The organism is Modestobacter muralis, from assembly GCF_010682105.1.
Classification (GTDB): domain Bacteria; phylum Actinomycetota; class Actinomycetes; order Mycobacteriales; family Geodermatophilaceae; genus Modestobacter; species Modestobacter muralis.
Genome location: NZ_JAAGWH010000013.1, coordinates 314,272 through 340,209 on the forward strand (window position 1 = coordinate 314,272; position 25,938 = coordinate 340,209).

At 74.4% G+C, this 25,938-nt stretch carries 21 protein-coding genes; 11 read left to right on the top strand and 10 right to left on the bottom strand.

The features are described 5' to 3' along the window. Positions 1-8: 8 nt before the first annotated feature. From GCU67_RS05680 to modA, 3 genes are read right to left on the bottom strand one after another with little or no spacing between them, the layout of a single operon-like run. The gene (locus GCU67_RS05680) at positions 9-1,058 is read right to left on the bottom strand and encodes an ABC transporter ATP-binding protein (protein ID WP_163610088.1); all 1,050 of its coding nucleotides are present in this window, start codon (positions 1,056-1,058) and stop codon (positions 9-11) included. Beyond that, entirely contained in the window at positions 1,055-1,861 is an 807-nt protein-coding gene (locus GCU67_RS05685) for an ABC transporter permease (RefSeq protein ID WP_163610089.1), read from the bottom strand. The genes GCU67_RS05680 and GCU67_RS05685 overlap by 4 nt, the downstream gene beginning before the upstream one ends. Continuing rightward, positions 1,858-2,667, bottom strand: coding sequence for a molybdate ABC transporter substrate-binding protein (gene modA, locus GCU67_RS05690; RefSeq protein WP_163610090.1), 810 nt, complete (start codon positions 2,665-2,667; stop codon positions 1,858-1,860). Before modA ends, GCU67_RS05685 begins: the two co-directional genes overlap by 4 nt. A 178-nt stretch (positions 2,668-2,845) precedes the next feature. Between modA and exaC the strand changes: the two genes are divergently transcribed. Further along, complete coding sequence (exaC, locus tag GCU67_RS05695; protein WP_163610091.1) at positions 2,846-4,369, top strand: acetaldehyde dehydrogenase ExaC; 1,524 nt, start codon at positions 2,846-2,848, stop codon at positions 4,367-4,369. Positions 4,370-4,389: 20 nt separating this feature from the next. After that, positions 4,390-4,833, top strand: coding sequence for a DUF779 domain-containing protein (locus tag GCU67_RS05700; RefSeq protein ID WP_338104793.1), 444 nt, complete (start codon positions 4,390-4,392; stop codon positions 4,831-4,833). 2 nt (positions 4,834-4,835) lie between these two features. Here the strand turns inward: GCU67_RS05700 and GCU67_RS22705 are convergent, their stop codons facing one another. Next, a complete protein-coding gene (locus GCU67_RS22705; RefSeq protein WP_163610092.1) occupies positions 4,836-5,228 on the bottom strand; it encodes a TOBE domain-containing protein in 393 nt (130 codons plus the stop codon). Between the two features lie 161 nt (positions 5,229-5,389). Between GCU67_RS22705 and GCU67_RS05710 the strand changes: the two genes are divergently transcribed. From GCU67_RS05710 to GCU67_RS05720, 3 genes are all read left to right on the top strand, one after another. Next, on the top strand, positions 5,390-7,108 hold the full coding sequence (locus GCU67_RS05710) for a RecQ family ATP-dependent DNA helicase (protein WP_338104794.1): 1,719 nt from the start codon (positions 5,390-5,392) through the stop codon (positions 7,106-7,108). Between the two features lie 122 nt (positions 7,109-7,230). Beyond that, a complete protein-coding gene (locus GCU67_RS05715; RefSeq protein ID WP_163610093.1) occupies positions 7,231-8,892 on the top strand; it encodes a carbamoyltransferase C-terminal domain-containing protein in 1,662 nt (553 codons plus the stop codon). A gap of 123 nt (positions 8,893-9,015) precedes the next feature. Beyond that, entirely contained in the window at positions 9,016-9,489 is a 474-nt protein-coding gene (locus tag GCU67_RS05720; protein WP_163610094.1) for a DUF4383 domain-containing protein, read from the top strand. A gap of 87 nt (positions 9,490-9,576) precedes the next feature. On the opposite strand, the gene GCU67_RS05725 is transcribed toward GCU67_RS05720, so the two are convergent. After that, the gene (locus tag GCU67_RS05725; protein WP_163610095.1) at positions 9,577-9,774 is read right to left on the bottom strand and encodes a hypothetical protein; all 198 of its coding nucleotides are present in this window, start codon (positions 9,772-9,774) and stop codon (positions 9,577-9,579) included. An 87-nt stretch (positions 9,775-9,861) separates the two neighbouring features. Here GCU67_RS05725 and GCU67_RS05730 point away from each other — a divergent pair, with 87 nt between their 5' ends. Next, on the top strand, positions 9,862-10,245 hold the full coding sequence (locus tag GCU67_RS05730; RefSeq protein WP_163610096.1) for a VOC family protein: 384 nt from the start codon (positions 9,862-9,864) through the stop codon (positions 10,243-10,245). A 25-nt stretch (positions 10,246-10,270) separates the two neighbouring features. Here GCU67_RS05730 and GCU67_RS05735 read toward each other — a convergent pair whose 3' ends face one another. Further along, positions 10,271-11,929, bottom strand: a complete 1,659-nt coding sequence (locus tag GCU67_RS05735; protein ID WP_163610097.1) for an LCP family glycopolymer transferase — start codon at positions 11,927-11,929, stop codon at positions 10,271-10,273. Between the two features lie 206 nt (positions 11,930-12,135). Between GCU67_RS05735 and GCU67_RS05740 the strand changes: the two genes are divergently transcribed. From GCU67_RS05740 to GCU67_RS05755, 4 genes are all read left to right on the top strand, one after another. After that, positions 12,136-13,098, top strand: coding sequence for an acyl-ACP desaturase (locus tag GCU67_RS05740; RefSeq protein WP_163610098.1), 963 nt, complete (start codon positions 12,136-12,138; stop codon positions 13,096-13,098). A 57-nt stretch (positions 13,099-13,155) separates the two neighbouring features. Beyond that, entirely contained in the window at positions 13,156-13,956 is an 801-nt protein-coding gene (locus GCU67_RS05745) for an exodeoxyribonuclease III (protein ID WP_163610099.1), read from the top strand. Between the two features lie 126 nt (positions 13,957-14,082). Then, positions 14,083-15,642 (top strand): HNH endonuclease signature motif containing protein, encoded by a 1,560-nt coding sequence (locus GCU67_RS05750; protein WP_338104795.1) that lies wholly within the window; start codon positions 14,083-14,085, stop codon positions 15,640-15,642. A 39-nt stretch (positions 15,643-15,681) separates the two neighbouring features. Next, on the top strand, positions 15,682-16,797 hold the full coding sequence (locus tag GCU67_RS05755; protein WP_163610100.1) for an SPL family radical SAM protein: 1,116 nt from the start codon (positions 15,682-15,684) through the stop codon (positions 16,795-16,797). A gap of 1 nt (position 16,798) precedes the next feature. Here GCU67_RS05755 and GCU67_RS05760 read toward each other — a convergent pair whose 3' ends face one another. Both GCU67_RS05760 and GCU67_RS05765 read right to left on the bottom strand, forming a co-directional pair. Beyond that, positions 16,799-18,595, bottom strand: coding sequence for a SpoIIE family protein phosphatase (locus GCU67_RS05760; RefSeq protein ID WP_163610101.1), 1,797 nt, complete (start codon positions 18,593-18,595; stop codon positions 16,799-16,801). Then, entirely contained in the window at positions 18,592-19,443 is an 852-nt protein-coding gene (locus tag GCU67_RS05765) for a protein phosphatase 2C domain-containing protein (protein WP_163610102.1), read from the bottom strand. Before GCU67_RS05765 ends, GCU67_RS05760 begins: the two co-directional genes overlap by 4 nt. Before the next feature lie 180 nt (positions 19,444-19,623). Between GCU67_RS05765 and yaaA the strand changes: the two genes are divergently transcribed. Next, entirely contained in the window at positions 19,624-20,382 is a 759-nt protein-coding gene (gene yaaA, locus GCU67_RS05770) for a peroxide stress protein YaaA (protein WP_163610103.1), read from the top strand. A 7-nt stretch (positions 20,383-20,389) separates the two neighbouring features. On the opposite strand, the gene GCU67_RS05775 is transcribed toward yaaA, so the two are convergent. Next, the gene (locus GCU67_RS05775; protein ID WP_163610104.1) at positions 20,390-20,842 is read right to left on the bottom strand and encodes a PGPGW domain-containing protein; all 453 of its coding nucleotides are present in this window, start codon (positions 20,840-20,842) and stop codon (positions 20,390-20,392) included. A gap of 92 nt (positions 20,843-20,934) precedes the next feature. Then, a complete protein-coding gene (locus tag GCU67_RS05780) occupies positions 20,935-25,938 on the bottom strand; it encodes an NAD-glutamate dehydrogenase (protein ID WP_163610105.1) in 5,004 nt (1,667 codons plus the stop codon).

The window sequence follows — 25,938 nt, forward strand, 5'->3', positions numbered from 1 at the left end:
CCACTGTCTCAGCGCGGGTAGACGGCGACCTCGGAGGCCTTGACCGAGGCCCAGACCGCGGCACCCGGCGCGAGCCCGAGCTCGGCGAAGGAGGTGGCGGTGACGTCGGCGGTCAGCGCGACCTCCCCGGCCAGGTCGCAGCGCACCACCGAGCCGTGCGGGGTGGCGGTGACCAGCCGCAGCGGCCACACGTTGCGCGGGCTGCCGTCGGGCCGGGACAGGTAGAGCGACACCGACTCCGGCCGGACGGCGACGAACACCGGCCCGCGCGCCTCGTCGGCCACCGCGACCGCGCCGCCGCCGTCGAGGGCGACCGTCGTCCCCGCGCCGGTGCCGGCCAGCAGCACCAGGCCGACGAGGCGGGCCACGTAGTCGGTGCGCGGGCGGCGGGCGACCTCGGCCGGGGTGCCGGCCTGCACGACCCGGCCGTCCTCGACCACCACCACCCGGGTGGCCAGCGCCATCGCGTCGACCGGGTCGTGGGTGACCAGCACGGCGCTGCCGGCGTAGTCGGTGAGGTGCCGGTGCAGCTCGGCCCGCACCGACAGCCGGGTGCGGGCGTCCAGCGCCGACAGCGGCTCGTCCAGCAGCAGCACCCGCGGCTCCCCCACCAGCGCCCGCGCCAGCGCGGCCCGCTGCGCCTGCCCGCCGGACAGCTGGCCGGGACGGCGGTCACCCAGCCCGGCCAGCCCGACCCGGTCCAGCCAGGCCGTCGCCGCCGCGCGGGCGGCCGCCCGGGACACCCCGCGGGACCGCGGCCCGAACGCGACGTTCTCGGTCACCGACAGGTGCGGGAACAGCAGGTGGTCCTGGAACACCATCCCGATCGCCCGCCGGTGCGGGGGCAGCGCGACGTCGGCGTCGTTCCACACCTGGTCGCCGTCGACGACCACCCGGCCGCCGTCGGGCGGGAGCAGCCCCGCCAGTACCCGCAAGACAGTGGACTTGCCCGCTCCATTCGGCCCGAGCACCGCCAGCACCTCACCGTCGGCCACCGACAGCTCGACGTCGACCTCCAGCGCCCCCCGCCAGACGACGACGTGCGCCTCGAGGCTCATGCGCTCACCGTGCGGCCCAGCCAGCGGCCACGGAGCAGCAGCAGGGTGGCCAGCGAGACCGCCAGCAGCACCAGGCTGAGCACGATCGCCGCCTCCGGGTCGCGCTGCAGGGCCAGGTAGACCGCCAGCGGCATCGTCTGCGTCGTCCCGGGGAAGTTGCCGGCGAAGGTGATCGTGGCGCCGAACTCCCCCAGCGCCCGCGCCCAGCACAGCACCGCGCCGGCGGCGATCCCCGGGGCCACCAGCGGCAGCGTGACCCGGCGAAACGTCGTCCATCGGTCGGCGCCCAGGGTGGCCGCGGCGTCCTCGAAGCGGGCGTCGGCGGCGCGCAGCGCGCCCTCGACGCTGATCACCAGGAACGGCATGGCCACGAAGGTCTCCGCGACCACGACCGCAGCGGTGGTGAAGGGCAGGGAGAACCCGGTCGCCTCGTACAGCCAGCGGCCCACGATGCCCTGCCGGCCGAGCACCAGGAACAGCGCGACGCCGCCCACCACGGGCGGCAGCACCAGCGGCACGGTGACCAGCGCCCGCAGCACCGAGCGGCCGCGCAGCGTCGACCGCGCCAGCACCCAGGCCAGCGGGACGCCGAGCAGCAGCGAGACGGCGGTGGCCAGCGTCGCCGACACCAGCGACAGCCGCAGCGCCTGCCCCACGCCCGGGCTGGCCAGCTGCGGGCCGATCTGCGACCACGGCGCCCGGACGACGAGGCCGGCAAGCGGCAGCACCAGGAAGGCGACCGCCAGCAGCGCCGGGACCAGCAGCGGCGCCGGGACCCCGCCGTCGCGCCGCCGGCGGCTCACGAGGGCGGGAAGCCGGCGGCGCCCAGCGCGGCCTGCCCGGCGTCGGAGCGCACCAGCTCGCTGAACGCGCGGGCCGCGGCCGGGTTCGGCGCATCGGTCAGGACGGCGGCCTCGTACCGGTTGACCGCCTGCTCGCCCTCCCGGAAGGCGAACGCCACGACCCCGTCACCGGCCGCGACGACGTCGGAGACGTAGACCAGCCCGGCGTCCACCTCACCCAGCTCGACCTTGGTCAGGACGGCGCGGACGTCCTCCTCGTAGGTGTCCGGCGTGGCGGGCGAGCCGGCCGCGGCCAGCACCTCCGCGGCCGCGGCGCCGCACGGCACCTCCTCCGCGCAGACGGCGAGCGTGACGTCGGAGGTGAGGATGTCGGCCAGCGACGGGACGCCGGCCCCGCCCTCGGGCGGGCGCAGGCCGGCGGGGTTGGCAGGTGGCACGGCGAGCACCAGCCGGTTCGCGGCGAACTCCGCCGGGTCCTCGACGAGGCCGGCGTCCTGCACCCGCGCCATCTGCGCCTCGTCGGCGGCGGCGAAGAGGTCGGCCGGGGCGCCCTGGGTGAGCTGGGCGGCCAGCGCCGAGCTGCCGGCGAAGCTGAACTGGACGTCGACCTGCGGGTGCTGCCGCTCGAACTCCTCGCCGAGGGTGGTGAAGACGTCGGTGAGCGAGGCGGCGGCGAACACGGTCAGCGTGCCGCTGAGGTCGCTGCCGTCCGGGGTGGGGCCGGCCGCCGCACCGTCCACCGGGGGACCACTGCACGCCGTCAGGGCCAGCGCCGCAGCGACGGCGAGCAGGGACCGGTGGGTCAAGGCATTCTCCTGAGGACACGCGACCCGGGGAGCGGCGCATCCGCAGGTGCGGAGATCCTACGTCCGATCAACCGCACCTGAGAAGCTCTGCGAGGGACATTGCCCCGGTGCGCCGGTCGGGCCTAGCGTGGATGTGCTGCCGGTCACACCGACGTGCCGGTCGCTCAGGAGGAGCAGCATGACCACCTACCCCGCACCCGGCACACCCGACAGCACGGTCGCCGTCAAGGCGCGCTACGACAACTGGATCGGTGGCACGTGGGCCCCGCCGGCCAGCGGGCAGTACTTCGAGAACCCGACGCCGGTCACCGGCCAGGTCTACTGCGAGGTGGCCCGCGGCACCGCGGCCGACATCGAGGCTGCGCTGGACGCCGCCTGGGGCGCCTTCGAGACCTGGGGGAAGACCTCGGCGGCCGAGCGGTCGGGTGTGCTGCTGAGGATCGCCGACCGGATCGAGCAGAACCTCGAGCAGCTCGCCGTCATCGAGACCTGGGACAACGGCAAGCCGGTCCGGGAGTGCCTCGCCGCGGACCTGCCGCTGGTGGTCGACCACTTCCGCTACTTCGCCGGGGCCATCCGCGGCCAGGAGGGCGGCATCTCCCAGCTCGACGAGGACACCGTCGCCTACCACTTCCACGAGCCGCTGGGCGTCGTCGGTCAGATCATCCCGTGGAACTTCCCGCTGCTCATGGCCACCTGGAAGCTGGCGCCGGCGCTGGCGGCGGGCAACTGCATCGTCCTGAAGCCGGCCGAGCAGACCCCGGTGTCGATCCTGCACCTGATGGAGCTGATCGCCGACCTGCTCCCGGCCGGCGTGCTCAACGTGGTCAACGGCTTCGGGGTGGAGGCGGGCAAGCCGCTGGCCTCGAGCAGCCGGATCCGGAAGATCGCCTTCACCGGGGAGACCACGACCGGGCGGCTGATCCTGCAGTACGCCTCGCAGAACCTGATCCCGGCCACCCTGGAGCTGGGCGGAAAGAGCCCGAACGTCTTCTTCGCCGACGTGATGGACCATGCCGACGACTACCAGGACAAGGCGCTGGAGGGCTTCACGATGTTCGCCCTCAACCAGGGCGAGGTCTGCACCTGTCCCTCGCGGGCGCTCATCGAGCGGTCGATCTACGACGACTTCCTGGCCCTGGGCGCGATCCGGACCAAGGCCGTGCGGCAGGGCAACCCGCTGGACACCGACACGATGATCGGCGCGCAGGCCAGCAACGACCAGCTGGAGAAGATCCTGTCCTACTTCGACATCGGCCGCGCCGAGGGCGCCCGGGTGATCACCGGTGGCGAGCGGGCGATGCTGGGCGGGGACCTCAACGGCGGCTACTACGTCCAGCCGACGATCTTCGAGGGGCGCAACGACATGCGGGTCTTCCAGGAGGAGATCTTCGGCCCGGTCCTCTCGGTGACCAGCTTCGACGGCTACGACGACGCCATCTCGATGGCCAACGACACCCTCTACGGCCTGGGGGCCGGGGTGTGGAGCCGCAACGGCAACACCGCCTACCGGGCCGGACGGGACATCCAGGCCGGGCGGGTGTGGACGAACAGCTACCACACCTACCCCGCGCACGCGGCCTTCGGCGGCTACAAGGCCTCCGGGATCGGCCGGGAGAACCACAAGATGATGCTGGACCACTACCAGCAGACGAAGAACCTGCTGGTCAGCTACAGCACGAAGGCGCAGGGGTTCTTCTGACCGGGCCCGCGTCCGAGTCGGTGGACCGGGTCGCGCTCACCCCGGAGGCGGCGGACCTCGTCCGCCGCCTCCGGGCCGCGCACGGCCCGCTGATGTTCCACCAGTCCGGCGGCTGCTGCGACGGCTCGGCGCCGATGTGCTTCCCGCGCGGCGACTTCATCGTGGGCGACGACGACGTGCTGCTCGGCCTGCTCGACGACGCCCACCCCGGCGAGCCGTCCCCGGTGCACCGACCCGGCGAGCCGATCTCCGACGACGTGAGCCCGGTGTGGATCTCCGGGCCTCAGTACGCAGCCTGGGCGCACACCCAGCTGCTGCTGGACGTCGTCCCCGGGCGCGGTGCCGGGTTCAGCCTGGAGGCGCCGGAGGGGGTCCGGTTCCTCACCCGCAGCCGGGTGTTCGACGACGCCGAGCGGCAGTGGCTGGACAGCTGCCCGGCGCCCAGGGGGCGGGACGTGCACTGACCTCAGGGCACGTCGACGCTGACCTGCGTGGCCTTGACCGTGGCGACGGCACGGACGCCGGGCTCCAGGCCCAGCTCGTCGGCGGCCTCGCGGGACATCAGCGAGACCACCCGGAAGGGCCCGGCCTGGAGCTCCACCTGCGCCATCACGGTGTCCCGCACGACCCGGGTCACGATGCCGGCGAGCCGGTTGCGGGCCGAGGAGGAGCGGGTCGCGCCCGGCTGCGGCGCCTCGTGCAGCTCCGCGGCCAGCCGGGCGAGGTCGGCGCCGTCGACCTGGATCGGCCCGCCGTCCCGGGTCGCGGTGATCCGGTCGCCGTCGATCCAGCGGCGGACCGTGTCGTCGCTGACGCCCAGCAGCGCCGCGGCCTCGGCGATCCGGTAGGAGGTGGGCACGCGGCGAGGCTAGGTCCGCAGGTGCGGTTCCACAAGGAAGTCGGACCCGCAGCTGCGGGCCGCGAAATCACACTGTTGTAGGCAACTTTGTCATCCTCCCAGAATGTGCGGCCTGACCTGCGGATCGTTTGTCGATCTCAGGACCCGGGAAGTCGGGGTCGGTGACTGCGACCGTCCAGCGCCCCGCCGCCCCGACCACCAAGGCCGGAGGCTCGGCGTCGGTGCGCACCCGCCGGATCCGGCAGGTCGCCCGCGACGTGCTCGGCTTCACCGGCTTCCGCCCCGGCCAGGAGGACGCCATGAAGGCGGTCGCCGCCGGGCGCGACACCCTCGCCGTGCTGCCCTCCGGCGCCGGCAAGTCCGCCGTCTACACCGTCGCCGGCCTGCTGCTCGACGGCCCCGTCCTCGTCGTCTCCCCCCTCATCGCCCTGCAGCGCGACCAGGTGCAGCGCCTGCAGGAGCTGGGCGAGGACGCCGTCGGCCGGGCCGCGGTGCTCAACTCCGGCCTGTCGGCGCTGGAGCACCAGGCCGTGCTGGACGGCATGCGTGACGGCACCGTGCGCTACTGCTTCCTCGCCCCCGAGCAGCTGGCCAAGCCCGAGGTGGTCGAGGCGATCCGCACGTCGGCCCCGGCGCTGTTCGTCGTCGACGAGGCGCACTGCGTCTCCGCCTGGGGCCACGACTTCCGCCCCGACTACCTGCGCCTGGGCGGCGTGGTCGAGCAGCTGGGCCACCCGACGGTGCTCGCGCTCACCGCGACCGCCGCTCCGCCGGTGCGGGCCGAGATCGTCGAGCGGCTGGAGATGGCCGACCCGGCGGTCGTCGTCGCCGGGTTCGACCGCCCGGAGATCCGGCTGGAGGTCACCCACCACCCCGACGCCGAGGGCAAGCACCGCGCCGTTGTGGACAAGGTCTGCGAGCTGACCCAGCAGGGCATCGGCATCCTCTACAGCGCCACCCGCAAGGGCACCGAGGAGTTCGCCGAGGCCCTGACCGGCCGCGGCCTGCGCGCCGCCGCCTACCACGCAGGCTTGCGGAAGAGCGACCGCGAGGAGGTGCAGCGGCGGTACATGGACGACGAGCTGGACGTCGTGGTCGCCACCACCGCGTTCGGGATGGGCATCGACAAGCCCGAGACCCGGTTCGTGGTGCACGCCGAGCCGGCCGACTCCATCGACAGCTACTACCAGGAGATCGGCCGCGCCGGCCGCGACGGCCAGCCTGCGGTCGCCGTGCTGGTCTACCGCCAGGAGGACCTCGGCATCCGGAAGTTCTTCGCCGCCGGGGCGCCCGCGGAGGAGGAGCTGCAGCAGGTGGCCGGCCTCGTGCGGGCCGGCGTCGCTGCTGGGCTCGACGGCGTGGACATCACCGAGCTGCGTGCCGAGACCGGCCGGCCGGCGACGCCGCTGGTGCGCGACCTCAACCTGCTGGAGCAGGCCGGCGCCGTCGTCCTCGACGACGAGGGTGCGGCCGTCCCCGCCCCCGACGCCCCCGCTCCGGGTCAGGCCGCGGCGGCAGCCCGCGAGCTCGCCCTGCAGCACATCAAGGTCGACGAGAGCCGCATCGAGATGATGCGCGGGTACGCCGACACCACCGGCTGCCGCCGCCAGCACCTGCTCAGCTACTTCGGCGAGCAGCTGGAGCAGCCCTGTGGCAACTGCGACAACTGCAGCGCCGGCACCGCCCACGAGCAGGCCGCCGACGACGGGGACCAGGTCTTCCCGGTCGACAGCCCGGTCGAGCACACCGAGTGGGGGCCGGGCATCGTCATGCGCCACGAGGACGACCGGATCGTCGTCCTGTTCGAGGAGGTCGGCTACAAGACCCTCGCCCTGCAGGCCGTGATCGACCACGAACTGCTCCGCCGCCGCGCGGGCTGACGTCCCCCGGCGGGGTGGACCTGCCCACATCGACGGGTCCTGACGGTGCGTGACCTGCGGCGACACTGCGATCATGGGTGGAAGGACCGGGCAGTACGTGTCCGGCCGGGAGGAGTGCGCACGTGAAGGTGCTGGGCATCAACGCGATCTACCACGACCCGTCGGCGGCGCTCGTCGTCGACGGAGTGGTCGTGGCCGCGGCAGAGGAGGAGCGCTTCAGCCGTCGCAAGCACGGCAAGCGCCCGCTGCCGTGGAGCGCCTGGGAGCTGCCCGAGCTGTCCGCGGCCTGGTGCCTGGAGGAGGCCGGGATCCGCCCCGAGGAGCTGGACGCGGTCGCCTACTCCTTCGACCCGGCCCTGATGGGCACCCCGGAGGAGTCCGGGCTGTTCGACGACGGCGACGTCATGCGCAAGAAGTACGCCGAGATGGCGCCGGACTTCCTCGCGCACGCCCTCCCCGGGCTGGACCCGGCGAAGGTCCGCTTCGTCAAGCACCACGTCGCCCACGCCGCCTCCGCCGGCCTGGCCGCGCCGGCGCGCGCCGGCCTGCGGGACAACTCGGTGCTGGTGCTCGACGGCCGCGGCGAGGCGCACAGCCACCTCGCCGGCCGGTACCGCGACGGTCAGCTCGAGGTGCTCGCCGGTCAGGCGCTGCCGCACTCGCTGGGCCTGATGTACGAGGACCTCACCGACCACCTGGGCTTCCTGCGCAGCTCCGACGAGTTCAAGGTCATGGCGATGGCCTCCTACGGCAAGCCGCGGTTCGTCGGCGCGCTGTCGGAGTTCATCCGGGCCACCGACGACGGCGGGTTCCGCACCGACAAGATCGACTACACCGAGTTCGCGCCGCGCCTGGGCAAGGGCGAGCAGTGGACCGAGGCGCACGCCGACCTGGCCGCCAGCGTCCAGCAGCGGCTGGAGGAGGTCCTCATCGACCTCGCCAGCTGGGTGCACGCCCAGACCGGCGACAAGGTCCTCACCCTGGCCGGCGGCACCGCGCTCAACTGCGTGGCCAACACCCGGATCCTGGCCGAGAGCCCGTTCGAGGAGGTCTGGGTCCAGCCGGCCGCCGGTGACGCCGGCACCGCCCTGGGCGCCGCGCTGCACGTGGCCCGCGAGCTCGGCGAGGAGACCCAGCCGATGCCGGGTGCCGCGCTCGGCCGCGGCTGGACCGACGAGGAGATCGAGCAGGTGCTGATCACCGCCTCGATCGACTACGAGCGCCCGGACGACGTCGCCGAGGCCGTGGCCGAGGTGCTGGCAGACAACGGAATCGTGGCCTGGTTCCAGGGCCGCAGCGAGTTCGGCCCCCGCGCGCTGGGCCGCCGCTCGCTGATGGCGCACCCGGGCTTCGAGGGCAACCTCGAGCGGATGAACGACGTGAAGGGCCGGGAGCAGTTCCGCCCGGTCGCGCCGATGGTGCTGCTGGAGCGGGCGCCGGACATCTTCAGCCGCGGGCCCATCCCCTCGCCGTACATGCTCTTCGTGCACGACGTGGCCCCGGAGTGGCGGGACAAGATCCCCACCGTCACCCACGTGGACGGGACGGCGCGGATCCAGACCATCGACCCCGAGGTCGACCCGCTGGTGCACCGGATGATCTCGGCGTTCGAGCGGCGCACCGGGCTGCCGATCGTGGTCAACACCAGCCTGAACACCGCCGGGCGCCCGATGGTCGACGACCCGCGGGACGCCCTGGAGTGCTTCGGCTCGGCCCCGGTCGACCTGTTGGCCATCGGCCCGTTCGTCGTCCGCCGTCCGAGGGCGACGCCCCGTCCCGCCTGAGGCACGGTCGTAGCGGAACGCCCTGTCACCCCTTCGGGTGAGGGGGCGTTTCCGCTGGTCGGTACGGGGAACTCAGGAGTCCGGCCCACCCAGACCCAGTGAGCCCTACACCTTGGAGGACCCATGTCCACAGCAGACCTGCCCGGCGCCGGCTCGCGCGGGATGACCTGGCCGCAGCAGCTGTCCCTCGCCTTCGGCGTGATCTACACGCTGATCGGCGTCATCGGCTTCTTCATCACCGGCTTCGGCGACTTCTTCGGCAACATGAACGGCTCGTCGATGGACCACGACCACACGCTGCTCGGGTTCATGATCAACCCCGCGCACAACGTCGTGCACATCCTCATCGGCGTCGCCGGCATCGCGCTGTCCCGCACCCTCAAGGGCGCGCGCACCTACGGCCTCCTGCTCCTGGTCGGCTACGGCCTCGCCTTCGTCTACGGCCTGTTCGCCGTCGGCAAGGACTGGGACTTCCTGAACCTGAACTGGGCCGACAACGTCCTGCACATCGCCACGGCGATCGTGGGCGCGATCATCGCCTTCGGCCCGGTGAAGACCATCACCACCGAGCGCGGGCGGAACGCCTCGCTGCGCTGACCCCGCCCCGGGGCCACGGTCCCGGATCAGGCACGCCACCGCCCGGACACCTCACGGTGTCCGGGCGGTGGCGTGTCCGGGGCCGGATCAGCGCGGGCGGGCCCGGCGGAGCAGGAACGCACCCACCCCGGCCAGGACGACGCCCGCGACCAGCTGGGCCGTCCCGACGCCGGCGCGGTCGCTGCCGAACCAGGTGGGCGTGGAGAGCACCAGGACGACGGCGACGCCCAGCACGAAGAGGGCGACCAACCGCTCGCGCCGGCTGCGGGGGTCCGGTGAGGTCATGCAGCGACCCTAGCGAGACGCCGATCGGCCAGGATGGACCGACCGCGCTGCCGCCCCGGTGCGCCGACCGAACCGGACAGGAGCCTCATGAGGATCGCCATGACCAGCGTCTTCGTCGACGACCAGGAGAGAGCGCTGCGGTTCTACACCGAGAAGCTCGGCTTCGTGGTCAAGAACGACGTCCCGGTGGGGGAGCACCGCTGGCTCACCGTCGTCTCCGCGCAGGACCCGGACGGCGTGGAGCTGGTCCTCGAGCCCGACCAGCACCCCGCGGCCCGGGCGTTCAAGCAGGCGCTGGTCGCCGACGGCATCCCGTTCACCGCCTTCGCCGTGGACGACGTCCGCGCCGAGCACGAGCGGCTGGCCGCGGCGGGCGTGGTGTTCACCCAGCCGCCGCTGTCCATGGGGCCGATGACCGTCGCCGTCCTGGACGACACCTGCGGCAACCTGATCCAGCTCGCCGGGGCCTGACCGCCCCGGCGTCAGCGGCCGGGCGTCAGCGCCCCCGGTTCGGCGGCTCGCCGGCGGCCAGGGCCGCGGCGGCCTGCGCCGGGTCGTAGGCGCAGGCGTCGGTGACCTCGGCGGCGACACCGCCGTTGCCCCCGGGCGCCGGCGCGGCCGACAGCGGTGCACTGGACGTCGCCGGCGCGGGAGCCGGCGTGGAGGCCGGTGCGGGAGCCGCCGAGGTCGACGGGGCCGGGGCGGTCGTATCGCCGCCGCTGGTCGGCACCGGGCGCAACGCCTCCTGGACCAGCGCACGGATCCGGTCGTAGTCCGGGTACGCCGGGTTGATCACCGTGTCGTCGAAGACGACGCTGCGGATCCCGGCCTCCTTGACCTGGAACGCCAGGTCCACGACGTCGCCGAGCACGCCGGAGGGGACGTCGGAGCTGACGATGTCGGAGGTGGTGCGGGCCAGCTCCTGGTACCGGGACAACAGCGTCACCGGGTCGGCGGCGTCGACGATGGCCTGCAGCACGCAGCGCTGGCGGTCCATCCGCAGGTAGTCCGACAGCCCGTACCGGCCGCGGGCGAAGTCCAGCGCCTCGACCCCGCCCATCAGCTGGTCGGGGCCCGGGGCGATGTAGCGGTCGGGCAGCGCGCCGGTGGCCGTGTCGCCGTTGACCGGGACGTAGTAGTTCACGTTCAGCCGCAGCCCACCCAGGGCGTCGACCAGCCGGCTGAAGCCGTCGAGGTTGACCAGCACGTAGTAGTCGATCTGCAGGCCCAGGGCCTCACCGACCCCGAGCTTGAGGAAGTCGGCACCGGCGTCGTCGGTGGGGCCCAGGACATCGGGGTGCTGGGCCGGGCCGTTGCGGTAGACGGCGTTGAGCAGGCTCTCGGACTCACTGCCGGCGTCGAAGCCGTCGGGGTAGAGCGCGGCCAGTGGGCTGGAGGCGGGGAAGGGGAGGTCCTCGAGGTTGCGCGGCAGGCTGAACAGCGTCGTCGCGCCGGTGTCGACCTGCACGTTGGCCACGATCACCGTGTCGGTGCGCACGCCCTCGCGCCCCGCGCCGCCGTCGCCGCCCAGCAGCAGGATGTTGACCTCGTCCTGACCCCCGAAGGCGTCGGACCGGTCGTCGGACTGGGTGACCGTGGCGCTGTCGCCGTCGTCGAAGACGGTGTCGACCAGGTCGCGCTGGGCGACGGCCAGCTGCACGGCCCACGCGGCCGGGGCGATGACCGCCGCGCACAACACCGCGACGACGCCGACGCCGACGCCGCGCTGCCAGGGACGCAGCTGCCGCGGCCGCACCGCCCGGTAGCCGGTGACGACGACGAGCAGCCAGCCCAGCGCCAGGACCACGATGCCGGCGATGATCCAGCGCAGCGCGGTCGAGTCGACGGCCAGCCGCACGACGTCCCGCTGGGCGTAGGTGGCGAGCAGGACCCCGCCGGCCACGAGCAACACGAACAGGGCGAGCAGCACGGCGCCGACCTTGCGCCGGCCGGTGGCCAGGAACGTCGTCCCGGGGACGACGGTGCCGGCGACGGTCAGCAGCAGCGCCGAGCCGAAGCTGCGGCGGCCGGACCGGTGGTGCGCGTGCGGAGCCCGATCGGGGTCGACGTACGCCGAGCTGCCGGTGCGGGCCGGGACGTCGGAGGGGTCGGTGCCGTGCCGGGACCGCCGGGGCGAGGAGGCGTCGTCGCTCACGCGACGATCACGCGCGCCGGGGAGTCGGTCATCTGGCCATGATCGCACCGATCCCGCCGCGCGCCACCAGCCTGACGTCCCACACCCCACCCACAGGAGGTGCTATCGGCCACGGCGCGTCGCGGGCACCGGAACGTCCCGTACCGAGCCGGCGTTGCCCGGGTCACGTACGTTACGAGGTCCCAGGCGTTCCCGAGGAGGCCACCGTGTCGAAGACGCCGACCGAGGCAGCACTGCTGATCGAGCTGGAGTCGGTGGTCGAGGAGAACCTCGACCGGCACATCGGCCTCGCCCAGGAGTGGCACCCGCACGACTACGTCCCGTGGTCGCAGGGTCGCGACTTCGCCTTCCTCGGCGGGGAGGACTGGGCGCCGGAGCAGTCGAAGCTGGACGAGACCGCCAAGGCGGCCATGTTCACCAACCTGCTCACCGAGGACAACCTCCCCAGCTACCACCGGGAGATCGCCACCCGCTTCGGCCGGGACGGCGCCTGGGGCACCTGGGTCGGCCGCTGGACGGCGGAGGAGAACCGGCACGGCATCGCCCTGCGCGACTACCTGGTGGTCACCCGCGGCGTCGACCCCGTCGAGCTCGAGCGGGCCCGCATGGACTACATGACCTCCGGCTACGACTCCGGGGACAAGACGGCGCTCGAGGCCGTGGCCTACGTGTCCTTCCAGGAGCTGGCGACCCGGGTCAGCCACCGCAACACCGGCAAGGCGACGGGCGACCCGATCGCCGACCGGCTGCTCGCCCGGATCGCCAAGGACGAGAACCTGCACATGGTCTTCTACCGCAACATCGTCTCCGCGGCGTTCGACATCGCCCCGGACGAGACGATGCGCGCGGTCACCGACGAGGTCATGCGATTCGAGATGCCCGGCGCCTCGATGGCCGGGTTCCGCAAGAACTCCGTCCTGATCGCCAAAGCCGGCATCTACGACCTGCGACTGCACCACGACGAGGTCATCTCCCCGGTCCTGCGCGCCTGGAAGGTCTTCGAGCGCACCAACCTCGGCCCGGCCGGCGAGCAGGCGCGCGAGGAGCTCGCCCAGTTCATGACCGGCCTGGACGCCCAGGCGACGAAGTTCGTCGAGAGCCGCGACCGCATGCGGGCCCGCATGCAGGCCCGGTCCGACAAGGAGATCACCCCCCTCGCCCAGGCGTGAGCGGAGTGGGTCCGTCGGCGTGAGCCGGACGGATCCACTCCGCCTAGGCTCGTGCCCGTGCGACTGGCCACCTGGAACGTCAACTCCATCCGCAGCCGGGCCGACCGGGTGGAGGCGTGGTTGCAGCGCAGCGACGTCGACGTCCTGGCGCTGCAGGAGACCAAGTGCAAGGCCGAGCAGTTCCCCACCGAGCGCTTCGAGGCCCTCGGCTACGAGGTGGCGCACGTCGGTCACTCGCAGTGGAACGGCGTCGCCCTGCTCTCCCGCGTCGGGCTGACCGACGTCGAGGTCGGGTTCCCCGGCATGCCCTGGTGGGCCAAGGACGACGCGGAGCCGGTGGCCGAGGCCCGCGCGATCGGCGCGACCTGCGGCGGGGTGCGGGTGTGGAGCCTCTACGTGCCCAACGGCCGCTCGCTCACCGACCCGCACCTGGACTACAAGCTCGCGTGGCTGGAGGCGCTGCGGGTCAGCGCGGCCGGCTGGCTGACCGAGGACGCCGAGGCCCAGGTCGCGCTGGTCGGCGACTGGAACATCGCACCGCAGGACGACGACGTGTGGGACATGGCGGTCTTCGCGAACTCCACGCACGTGTCCCCGCCCGAGCGGGCCGCGTTCGCCGCCATGGTCGAGGCCGGGTTCGCCGACGTCGTCCGGCCGCACACGCCCGGGCCCGGCGTCTACACCTACTGGGACTACACGCAGCTGCGCTTCCCGCGGCGCGAGGGCATGCGGATCGACTTCGTGCTCGGCTCCCCCGCGCTGGCCCGGCGGGTCTCCGACGCCCGAATCGACCGCGAGGAACGCAAGGGCAAGGGCGCCAGCGACCACGCCCCGGTCGTCATCGAACTGGCCGACTGAGCCCACCGTCCCGGCCACCCGACGGCCGGGACGACGCACAAGGGACGGTTCCGCGGAACCGTCCCTGTCCACAGACCGCCGGCTGACCTGCCAGGACTGTCACCAGGTCTCGCTAGCCTCGAACACGTGTTCGACTCGCCACCCGCCCCGCCCCCTGCCCTCGCTGCCGGCGTCCTGCACGCCGCTCCACCTGCGACAGCTCCGCCTGAGCCGCTGGACCAGCTGGCCGACCGGATCCTGGCCGGCGCCGTGCGGCTGGCCGCGGCGACGGCTGCGTGGCTGGCCCTGGTCGCGGAGTTCGACGAGCGGGAGGGCTGGCAGGGCATCGGCGTGACCTCGTGCGCGCACTGGCTGGCCTGGCGGTGCGGGCTGACGCCGGGCACCGCGCGGCAGCACGTCCGGGTGGCCCGGGCGATGCGCCGACTGCCGGTGACCGCAGCCGCCTTCGCCGGAGGCGAGCTGTCCTACTCGAAGGTGCGGGCCCTCACCCGCGTCGCCGAACCCGGCACCGAGGTCGAGCTGGTCGAGTTCGCCCGCCACGCCACCGCCTCGCAGGTGGAACGGACGGTGCGTGCCTGGCGCCGGGCCGACGACGTCACCGCCGGCCGGGTCGTCGACCGGCGCCGCTTCTCCTGGTGGACCGACGACGACGGCATGATCTGCATCCAGGTGCGCATGGAGGCCGAGCACGGCGCCGAACTGCTGGCCGCGATCGAGTCCCTGGCCGAGCGGGACGCCCGCCGGGACCGCGCCGCCCGCCGCCGGTCGACCCCCGACGCCACAACCCCCGACGCCACGACCCCCGACGCCACGACCCCCGACGCCACGACCCCCGACGCCACGACCCCCGACGCCACGACGCCCGAAGGCACGACGCCCGATGCCGCGACGCCCGAGCCGTCGGGCGGGGAGCGCACGGACGGCGGTCCGGACGTCGTCCCGCTCCCGGTCCTGACGGAGCGGCGCTGCCGGGCCCTGACCCGGCTGGCCGCGGCGGCGGCGGACGCCGACCGGCGGGCCGGTGACCCGCCGCGCCGCGAGGTGGTCGTCGTGGTGGACGCCGCCGTCCTGGCCGACGACGAGGCAGCCGGACGGGCACACCTGGAGGGCGGTCCGGCGCTGAGCCCGGCCCAGGCCCGCCGGCTGGCCTGCGACGCGGCGGTCACGGCGGTCGTCACCGACGGCGGCGAGGTGCTGGCCCAGGGGAGGGCCCGCCGGTTCGCCACCGCCGCCCAGCGCCGGGCGCTGCTGGTACGGGACGGCGGGTGTGCTCGGCCCGGGTGCGAGGAGACCCGCATCGAGCGGCTGCACGCCCACCACCTGCGGCACTGGCTGCACGGCGGCCGCACCGACGTGTCGAACCTGGTGCTGCTGTGCGACGTCGACCACGGGCTGGTCCACGAGCACGACCTGTCGTTGACCCGCCGCGGCGGCCGGCTGGTGGCCGTGGCTCCCGACGGACACCGCCCCTGGGGCCCGTTCCCCGACCCGGCCGGCGCCGCTCCGGACGCCGAGGTGCACCAGCTGCGGTCCCGCGGGACCGCCGACGACCCGCTGCACGACCTCGTCCCCACCGCCGCCCGGCTGCCTGCGGCACTGCCCTCCGACGGCGAGCGGATGGACCTGCAGCACGCCGTCTGGGCCCTGGTCGCGTACCGGGACGGCGTGCGACGACGCGCCGCGTGACCTGGAAGGACTCGACCGGTCCGGCCGTTGGAACGAGCGATGACCACCGCGCTCGCCGCCCCGCTCACCGCCGCCCCGCTCGCACCTTCCCCCACCCGCCTGTGGACGCCCTCCCGCGTCCTGGTGACCCGTTCCGCCGCCGAGCGTCCGCACGGCCGGCGCATCATCGCCCGCCTCGAGGCCGCCGGGGTGTCGGACATCGAGCTGCTCACCGGTGACCGGCTGCCCAACCTGCGCGGCGACGGCGACCGCGCGGCGTTCATGGCGGCCAAGCAGACCCTGGCCGTGGTCGTCCCGCCGGCGTCCAGGCGCAAGCTCCAGCCGATCCCGCCCTCGGCGGACTGGCGGTTCGACCTGGCCGAGGGGTGCCCGGCGCACTGCCAGTACTGCTACCTCGCCGGCTCGCTGACCGGCCCGCCGATCACCCGCGTCTGGGCCGACCTGGACGAGGCGCTGGCCGACCTGGACGGCTACGTCGGCCACGGTGCGATCACCTCCGGCACCGCGGAGCGCGGCATGGAGGGGACGACCTTCGAGGCGTCCTGCTACACCGACCCGCTGGCGCTGGAGCACCTCACCGGCGGGCTGGCCACCGCGGTCACCTGGTTCGGCACCCACGACTGGCCAGGCCCGGTGCAGCTGCGGGCGACCACCAAGTTCGACGACGTCGCCGGGCTGCTCGACCTCCCGCACAACGGCCGCACCCGGCTGCGCTTCTCGCTCAACGCCGCCTCGGTGGACCGCCGCTTCGAGGGCGCGACCGCCAAGGTCCCTGCCCGGATCGCTGCCCTGTCGGCCGTGGCGGCCGCCGGCTACCCGGTGGGCCTGACCATCGCGCCGATCATGCCGGTCGAGGGCTGGCGCGAGGAGTACGGCCAGCTGCTCGACGACGTCGCCGCCGCCCTGCCCGCCGGCGCCGACCTCACCGTCGAGTGCATCACCCACCGGTTCACGCCCAACAGCAAGGCGACGCTCACCGAGTGGTACCCGCGCACCAAGCTGGAGATGGACGAGGACCTGCGGACCACCAAGCGCGGCAAGTTCGGCGCGGTCAAGCACGTCTACCCCAAGGACGTGATGACCGAGCTGCGCGGCTGGTTCACCGGCGCGATCGCCGAGCGGCTGCCGGAGGCGCGCCTGCTGTACTGGACCTGAGTCAGGCGGACTGTGCGCGGATGGCGATGAGCGCGACGTCGTCGGCCGCGCCGGCCGCGGGCAGCAGGACGTCGACCACCCGGTCGCACAGGGCCTCGAGGTCCAGCTCCAGCGCCGCGGACTCCGCCAGCGTCTGGACCAGGTCGGTCAGCCCCCGGTCGAGGTCGCGTTCACCCAGGCCGTCGCCGTCCTGCTCGATGAGCCCGTCGGTGTAGAGCAGCAGGGTGGCGCCGGGCGGCAGCGCCGTCTCGTGCTCCGGGCGGGGGCGGTCGGGCAGCACGCCCAGCGGCAGCCCGACCGGCTTGGTGAGCACCTCCACCGTCCCGTCGGGGTGCAGCAGCAGCGGGGGCGGGTGGCCGGCGGAGGACCAGCGGACCACGCGACCGCCGTCCTCCCGGTCCGTGCCGCCCGCGATCCGGGCCACCAGCGCGGTGGCGAAGACCCGCTGGTCGAGGGTGCGGCAGGCGGCGTCCACGGCCGTGAGCACGTCGGCGGAGGACCGGGTGCCGTCATGGCCGGCCATCCGGAGCATGGTGCGCAGCTGGCCCATGGTGGCCGCCGCGTCGACGTCGTGGCCGGCGACGTCGCCGATCACCAGGCTGGTCGCGCCCGCGGCGTCCACGAAGGCGTCGTACCAGTCGCCGCCCACCAGCTGGGCGAGGCCGGCCGGCCGGTAGCGGGAGGCCAGGCGCAGGTCGGCGGGCTGGGGGAGCAGCGTGGGGAGCAGGGCCCGCTGCATCGTCTCCGACACGGTGCGCTCCCGGGCGTGCACCCGCGCGTTCTCGACCACCAGGGCGGCGCGGTCGGCCAGCGCGGTGACCAGGTCGCGGTCGGTGTGGCTGTAGGGCCGTGAGCCGCGGGTGCGGGCGAGGGTCAGCACCGCGGCGACCCGGCCCAGGCTGCGCAGCGGCACCACCAGCGAGCTGGCGATCCCGAGCTGGTCCACCGCCTCCCGCTGAGCCGCGGTCAGGCCGGGGGCGTGCAGGGCGTCGACGAGCTCCGCGCGGCCGGTGGCCGCCACGTGGCCGGGCCCGACCGCCTCGCCGACCCGGCGGCCGACCGAGCCGACCCACTGCTGCAGGAAGGCCAGCTGCGCCGGGTCGGTGTGCCGGGCCGCGACCGGTGCCAGCCCGCCGTCCCGCTCCACCGTGCAGACGTAGGCGAAGTCGCCGAGGTCGGGCACGGCCAGGGCGGTGATCGCCTGCCACACCTCGTCGGGGTCCAGGCCGGCGCTGAGCAGTTCACCGATGCGGGCCAGCACGGCGGCCCGGTCGGCCTCGGCCCGGGCCAGGGTCACGGCCTGCTCGGCCCGCAGGGTCGCCACCCGCAGCTCGACCTCCCGCGAGGCGATGGCGGCGAGCTCCGCCAACAGCTCGGCGTCGGCCGCCGTCCAGGCGTGCACCTCGGTGTCGAGGAGGCAGAAGCTGCCCAGTACGTGCCCGTCGGGGGTGCGGATGGGGTGCCCGGCCCAGGCCCGCACGTGCATGTCGTCGATGGCGGGGTTGAGCCGGGTCCGGTCGTCCAGCCGCACGTCGGGGAGCAGGAGCGCGTCGCCGCCCAGCACGTGCTGGCAGAACGAGTCCTCCAGCGTGCCCTGCACCGGGGCGCCCACGGGCAGGCCCTGGCGGCTGAGCCAGTAGGACCGGGCGTCGTCGACGATGGTCAGCAGGACGATCGGTGCACCGGTCAGCCGGCGCGCGAGTGCGGTCAGCCGGTCGAAGGACACCGTGGACTCGGCGTCCAGCAGGTCGGTCGCGCGGACCGCCGCCAGACGCTGGGGATCAGCGGCTGCGGTCACCGGGGCCGGTGCTGCACGAGGCCGACCGGCATCGGGCCCGGCCAGACGGCCTCCAGTGCCTCCGCGGTCTCCTCACGCAGCTCGGTGGCCGCCCCGACGGTGCTGATCCGGGTCGGGCCGCCTGCGGCGGGCGCCTCGCGGACGTCGGCGACGACCACGGTGATGTTGTCCGTCGGCGGGCCGGCCAGCGCGGCGTCCCGCAGCCGGGCGGCGGTCTCGGCCGGGGTGCCGCCGGCGCCGAGCAGGTCGCACAGCACCTCGAGCGGGACGACGTCGGAGAGCCCGTCGGAGCAGACCATCAGCCGGTCGCCGGGGCGGGCCTCGAGCCGGATGACGTCGACGGCCGCGACGTCGTCATAGGCGCCGTGCAGGGCGGCGTAGACCGCGGAGCGCTGCGGGTGGACCTTCGCCTCGGCCGGGGTCAGCGAGCCGGCGTCGATCAGCGCCTGCACCAGCGTGTGGTCGGTGCTGACCTGCTGCAGCCTGCCCTCGGACAGCAGGTAGCCGCGCGAGTCACCAATGTGGAGCAGCGCCAGCCCCTGCGCGTCGACGAGCACCGCCGTCATGGTGGTGGCCATCGTGCGCAGCCGCGGGCGCTCGGTGTAGGCCGCCCGGATCCGCTCGTTGGCGCTGGCCACGATGCGCAGCGGGTCGTCGGCGCCGTCACCGGTGCTGCCGGTGGCCAGCGGGGCCAACCAGTTGGCCACCAGGGACGACGCGACGGCGCCACCGACGTTCCCGCCGACCCCGTCGGCGATGGCGATCAGCAGCGGCCCGGCGATCGCCGAGTCCTGGTTGTCCGGCCGCGGACCCCGGGTGGAGACGGCTGAGCTGTCCAGCACGAGCACCGCCCCACCCCCTCGTCCACGCCCCGACCTGCGCGCACGGTGCACGCAGGGATCGACGAACGGTAGTTCACCGACCCCGACGACGCCCACGAGCAGCGCCGCAGGAGGGCCCGCAGCCTCCGCGCAGCTCCCACCGGACCCTCGCACACCACCCGGAGCGGACCCGTACCGTCGGTCCCCGTGCTCGTGCTGCTGCCCCCGTCGGAGACCAAGCACCCCGGCGGGGACGGCGCCCCGCTGGACCTCGCCACGCTCACCGCACCGGAGCTGACCCCGGTGCGCGAGCAGCTGGTCGGGGCGGTCGTGGACCTGGCCGCCGACGTCCCGGCCGCCCGCGCGGCGCTGGGCCTGTCCCCGGCGCAGGACGGCGAGGTCGCGCGCAACGCCGTGCTGCGCACCAGCCCGACGATGCCGGCGATCGAGCGGTACACCGGCGTCCTCTACGACGCCCTGGACGTCCGCTCGCTCACCCGGGCGCAGCGGGCCCGGGCCGCCGGCCGGCTGGCGGTGGGTTCGGCACTGTTCGGCCTGGTGGGCGCCGAGGACGCCGTCCCGGCCTACCGGCTCTCGGCCGGCAGCGCACTGCCGGGACTGCCCACGCTGCGCGCGCTCTGGAAGCCGGTGCTCAGCGACGTGCTGGCCGGCGCGGACGAGCTGGTCGTGGACCTGCGCTCGGGTGCCTACGCCGACCTGGCGCCGGTGCCGGGTGCGGTGACGGTGCAGGTGCTCAGCGAGCGGCCCGACGGCACCCGGGCCGTGGTCAGCCACTTCAACAAGACCCACAAGGGCCGGCTGGCCCGGCTCCTGGCCACCACGACCGGCGAGCCGGACTCCGTCGTCCGGCTGCGGGCGCTGCTTCGCCGGGCGGGGTTGCACGTGGAACACCACCGCGGGACCGAGCTGACCCTGGTGGTCCCGGCAGCTGCCGTGACCCGCTGAGCCGGGGTCAGTCCTGCTCGGTGCCGGCGGCGCGGTAGGCCCCGCCGCTGCCGGGCGTGGCGGCCGGCAGGTGCGCCCGGGCCTCCTCGAGCTTCTCCTGCTTGCGGGCCAGGAAGACCGTGACCACCAGGAACAGGCCGGACAGGACCAGGATGACGGCGGTGAAGGCGTTGAGGAACGGGATGTCGACTCCGGCGATGGTGAGCACGCCGATCACGATGAGGACGACCGCGGCCAGCACGGCACCGGCGGCCCGCAGCGGGCTCTTGCCGACCTCTTCGATGCCCTGCTCCGCCTTGTCCTGGGCGTAGTCGAGCGGCTTCTTGGCCCAGTCGAAGCGGGTGGCCAGCACCGCCAGCCCGGCGAAGATGACGATGAACCCGGGCCCGGGGAGGATGAGCAGCCCGATGCCGGCGAGGGTCAGCAGGCCACCGAGGACGGCGATGACGACGGTCTTCATCAACCTGTTGTGCCCTGCCTCTCTCCCAGGCATGCCTCGCGTCGTGCGTGTCCTACCTCGCCGTCACGAGACCGCACGACCTCCCCGGGCTCCTAGCGGCGGCGGCGGAGACCGCGCAGGGTGCGGACGGCGACGACCAGCTCGGCCAGCTCGTGCCGGTCCCCGCCGGCCACCTCGGCCAGCTGGGCGGCCGAGCGCTGCTGGGTGACGTCCCAGGCGTCCGCCCAGCGCTGCACCAGCTCGGCCCCGACGGCCTCCACGTCGTCACCGGGGTGGGACTCGCGCAGCGCCAGGACGTCGGCGGTCAGCGCTGCCTGCTCCGCGGCCAGGTCGTCGCGCAGGCTCGCCCGGGCCATCGACGGCCAGCGGCGGTCGCGGGGGAGCGCGATGACCAGCTCGCGCAGCGGCACCAGGCCCAGCAGCTCGGCCAGGCACTGCGACACCTGCGCGGCCAGCGCGATCGGGGCGCCGGTGTCCTCGACGACCACGGCCAGGTCCAGCGCCGTGGGCAGCAGCGGGGCGACGGCGACCTCGGCGGCCAGCTCCGGCGGCACCCCGGCCGCGCGCAGCCCGGCGGCCCGGTCGGCGTAGGCCTCCGCGTCGGCGCCCAGCAGCCAGCCGGACAGCCCCGCGCACACCTCGGCCACCGGGGCGGCGAACCGCTCGGTCACTGCGGCGAGGCTGGCCGCGGGCTCCGCGGTCAGCTCGGGCACCCGCAGCAGCCAGCGGGTGGCCCGCTCGGCCAGCCGGGTCGCCTCGTTGCGCAGCTGCACCTGGACGGCGGCCGGCACCCGGTTGTCGAGGTCGCGGGGGGAGTCCCACAGCCGGTCGACGTCGAACACCGCCCGGGCCACCGCGTGCGCCCGCACCACCGCCGACAGCGGGGCGCCGGTCTCCTCGGCCAGCCGGAACAGGCCGGTCACCCCGGCGGTGTTCACCGTCCGGTTGGTCAGCGCGGTGGTGATGATCTCCCGGCGCAGCGGGTGGCTGGTCAGCGCGGTGGGGAAGCGGCGGCGCAGCGGCTCGGGGAAGTAGTCGACCAGCAGCTGCTCCAGCGCCGGGTCGTCGGGCAGCCCGGAGTGCAGCACCGCGTCGTTGACCTCGATCTTGGCGTAGGCGAGCAGCACCGCGAGCTCGGGGTTGGTCAGCCCCTGCCCGTCCCGGCGGCGCTCGACCAGCGCCCGGTCGTCCGGCAGCGCCTCCACCGCCCGGTCCAGCCGCCCCGAGCGCTCCAGCGCGCGCAGGTACCGCTGGTGGGCGTCGAGCAGCCCGCGGGCCGCGGTCGACTCCCCGGCGAGGGTGGCGTTCTGCGCGTAGTTGTCGCCGAGCACGCCGACGGCGACCTCGTCGGTCATCTCGCCCAGCAGCCGGGCCCGCCCGACCGGGTCCAGCCGGCCCTCGTCGGTCACCCGGTTCAGGGCGATCTTGATGTTGACCTCGTGGTCGGAGGTGTCGACGCCCGCCGAGTTGTCGATGGCGTCGTTGTTCACCCGCCCCCCGGCCAGCGCGTACTCGATCCGGCCGCGCTGGGTCAGCCCCAGGTTGCCGCCCTCCCCGACCACTCGGACCCGCAGCTGCGCACCGTCGACCCGGACGGCGTCGTTGGCCTTGTCGCCCACGTCCAGAGCGCTCTCCGTGCCGGCCTTGACGTAGGTGCCGATCCCGCCGTTGAACAGCAGGTCGACCGGGGCCAGCAGCACCGCGCGCACCAGCTCCGCGGGGCTGAGCGCCGTCACGTCGTCCTCGAGGCCCAGCGCGGCGCGCATCGGCTCGGAGACCGGCACCGACTTCGCCGTCCGGGGCCACACGCCGCCGCCGGCGCTGATCAGCGAGCTGTCGTAGTCGGCCCACGAGGAGCGGGGCAGGGTGAACAGCCGTTGCCGCTCGGCCCAGGACGCCGCCGGGTCCGGAGTGGGGTCGACGAACACGTGCCGGTGGTCGAAGGCGGCCACCAGCTGCAGGTACTCGCTCAGCAGCATCCCGTTGCCGAAGACGTCGCCGGACATGTCGCCGATGCCGACGACGGTGACCTCCTGGCTCTGCACGTCGACACCGAGCTCGCGGAAGTGCCGGGTGACCGACTCCCACGCGCCGCGGGCGGTGATGCCCATCGCCTTGTGGTCGTAGCCGACCGAGCCGCCGGAGGCGAAGGCGTCGCCCAGCCAGAAGCCGCGCTCCAGCGCCACGGCGTTGGCCAGGTCGGAGAAGGTCGCCGTCCCCTTGTCGGCGGCGACCACCAGGTAGGTGTCGTCGCCGTCGTGCCGGACCACCCGCTCGGGCGGGACGACCCGGCCCTCGACCAGGTTGTCGGTCAGCGACAGCAGCGCGCCGATGAACAACCGGTAGCAGGCCCGGCCCTCGGCCAGCACCGCGTCCCGGTCGGCGCCCTCGCCGGGACCGCGCAGGACGACGAAGCCGCCCTTGGCCCCGGTCGGCACGATCACGGTGTTCTTCACCGTCTGCGCCTTGACCAGGCCCAGCACCTCGGTGCGCAGGTCCTCGCGCCGGTCGCTCCAGCGCAGCCCACCGCGGGCGACGGCACCGAAGCGCAGGTGCACGCCCACCACCCGCGGCGAGCTGACCCACACCTCACGGGCGGGCCGCGGCTCGGGCAGGTCGGCGAGGGCGTGCGGGTCGAGCTTGAGGGCCAGCGGGGCGGTCCCGGCGAGCACGCCGGCGGTGAAGGCCGTCGTCCGCAGGGTCGCCTGCACCGCCGACAGCAGGGCGGTGAGCACCCGGTCGGCGTCCAGGCTCTCGACCGAGCCGATCGCCTCGGTGAGGGAGTCGACCAGGGCGGCGGTGCGCACCTCGCGGCCGGCGGCGAGGTCGGGGTGGAAGCGGGTCTCGAACAGCGCCACCAGCCGGGCGACGACGCCGGGGTGGGCGGCGAGCACCTGCTCGACGTAGGCCGCGCCGAAGGGCAGCCCGCCCTGACGCAGCCACTGCACGTAGGCGCGCAGCACCGCCACCTGCCGCCAGGTCAGCCCGGCCAGCAGCACCAGGGCGTTGAGGCCGTCGTCCTCGGCCCGGGCCGACCAGACCGCGGCGATGGCGTCGGTGAACCGCTCGGGCAGCGTGCCGGCCAGGGGCACGGTCGCGGTCGGTGCGGCCAGGCCGAAGTCGTAGACCCACGCCATCGGCGCACCGATGCGGTCGATCTCGTAGGGCCGCTCGTCGACCACGTCGACGCCCATGTGCTGCAGCACCGGCAGCACGTCGGACAGCAGCAGCCGCTCGCCCACCCGGTAGACGGTCAGCCGGCGGTCGCCGTCGGCGGCGTCCGCGGGTGCCCAGAGCCGCAGGTCGGTCCCGCCGCCGGCGAGCCGGTCCAGCCGGGCGAGGTCCTCGACGGCGACCCGGGCGGGGAAGTCCTCCTGGTAGGCCGCGGGGAAGGCGTCGGCGACCCGGGCGAGCAGCCGGGCGGCGTCGTCACCGTGCCGCGCGGCGAGGGCGTCGGCGAGGTCGTCGGTCCAGCTGCGGGCGGCCGCCGACAGCGCCGCCTCCAGGGCCGGGACGTCGACCTCGGGCAGGGTCGGGGAGCTGTGCCGGCGGACCGGCACCCGGACGACGAAGTGCAGCCGGGACAGCACCGACTCGCTGGACCGCACCGTGAACTCGACGTTGGTGCCGCCCAACGTCTCCAGCAGCAGCCGCTGCATGGTCAGCCGCACCTGGGTCGTGTACCGGTCGCGGGGCAGGTAGACGAGGGCGGAGAAGAACCGGCCGAAGGGGTCCCGGCGCAGGAACAGCCGGGTCTGCCGGCGCTCGCGCAGGTGCAGCACGGCCAGCGCGACCGGCAGCAGCTCCTCGGTGTCGACCTGCAGCAGCTCGTCGCGGGGGTAGGTCTCCAGGACGTCGAGCAGCTCCTTGCCCGAGTGGCTGTCCGCGGGGACGCCGGAGCGCTCCAGCACCGCCTCCGCGGTCCGCCGCACCAGCGGGACGTCGCGCACGCTGCTCGTGTGGGCCTCGGTCGGGAAGAGCCCGACGAGCAGCAGGCGGGCGGGGCTGCCGGTCTCCCCGGGCAGGTCGACCACGACCAGGTCCAGCCAGGCCGGGCGCTGGACGGTCGAGCGGGCGTCGCCCTTGGTCACCAGCACCCGGCGGGTCATGGCCTCGGGGGAGGCGAGCGCCGCCGGCGCGACCGAGGTGGCCCGCTCCGGCGAGCTGCGCAGCACCCCGAGTTCCGAGCCGGGGACGACGGTGGCGGTGGGCCCGTCGGGCCCCGCGACGAGTTCGACGGTGCGGGCGCCGAGGAAGAGGAAGTTGCCCTCGGTCAGCCAGCGCAGCAGCGCCGCGGCCTCGACCGGGTCGTCGGCGGGGTGTGCGGCGCGGTGGGCGGCCCGCCCGGCGAGCTCCCCGGCGACCGGCAGCCGTTCGAGGACGTCGGCGGCCTCGAGGGTCCGCGCGATCAGGGCGCTCTCGTCGAGGTGGCTGCGCCGGACGTCGGCCAGCACGGTGGCCAGCCCGGCGAGCAGGTCGGTGGCCGACTCCTCGTCGACGTGCCCGGCCAGCACCACGGCCATCCAGGACTCGGCGAGCGCGTCGGCGCCGCAGGCCCCGGCGTCCGCGCTGTCGCAGAAGGCGAGCAGCTGCCCGGCGGGGCTCCGCCGCACGACCACGACGGGGTGGACGACGTGCTCCAGAGCGATGCCCTGGCGCACCACCTCGGCGGTGACGGAGTCGACCAGGAACGGCATGTCGTCGACGACGACCCGCAGCACCGAGGGCCCCTCGGCGGTGCGGTGGACGTCGAGCAGCGGGGTGCCCACCGGGCGGGCGGCGGCCAGCCGGAGGTGACCGACGGCCAGCACGGCGAGGTCGGCCGGGTCGTGGCCGACGACCTCGGCGGCGGGCTCGCCGGCGTAGAAGCGGTGCACCAGGGCGGCGGCGTCCGCGGGACCGATCACGAGGACGTCGTCGGGCTCCTCGGCGAGCAGCCCGCCCGCCGCGGCCGCAGCCAGGTCCAGCAGCCGGCGCTTGGCGTGCTGGGCGGCCTCGAGGGAGGCCATGTCGACCGGTCCGTCGGCGGTGACCGACGGCGAGTGCAGCAGGTCAGGAGCAGCGGACCGATCGGACTCCGTACCCAGGCCAGCCAT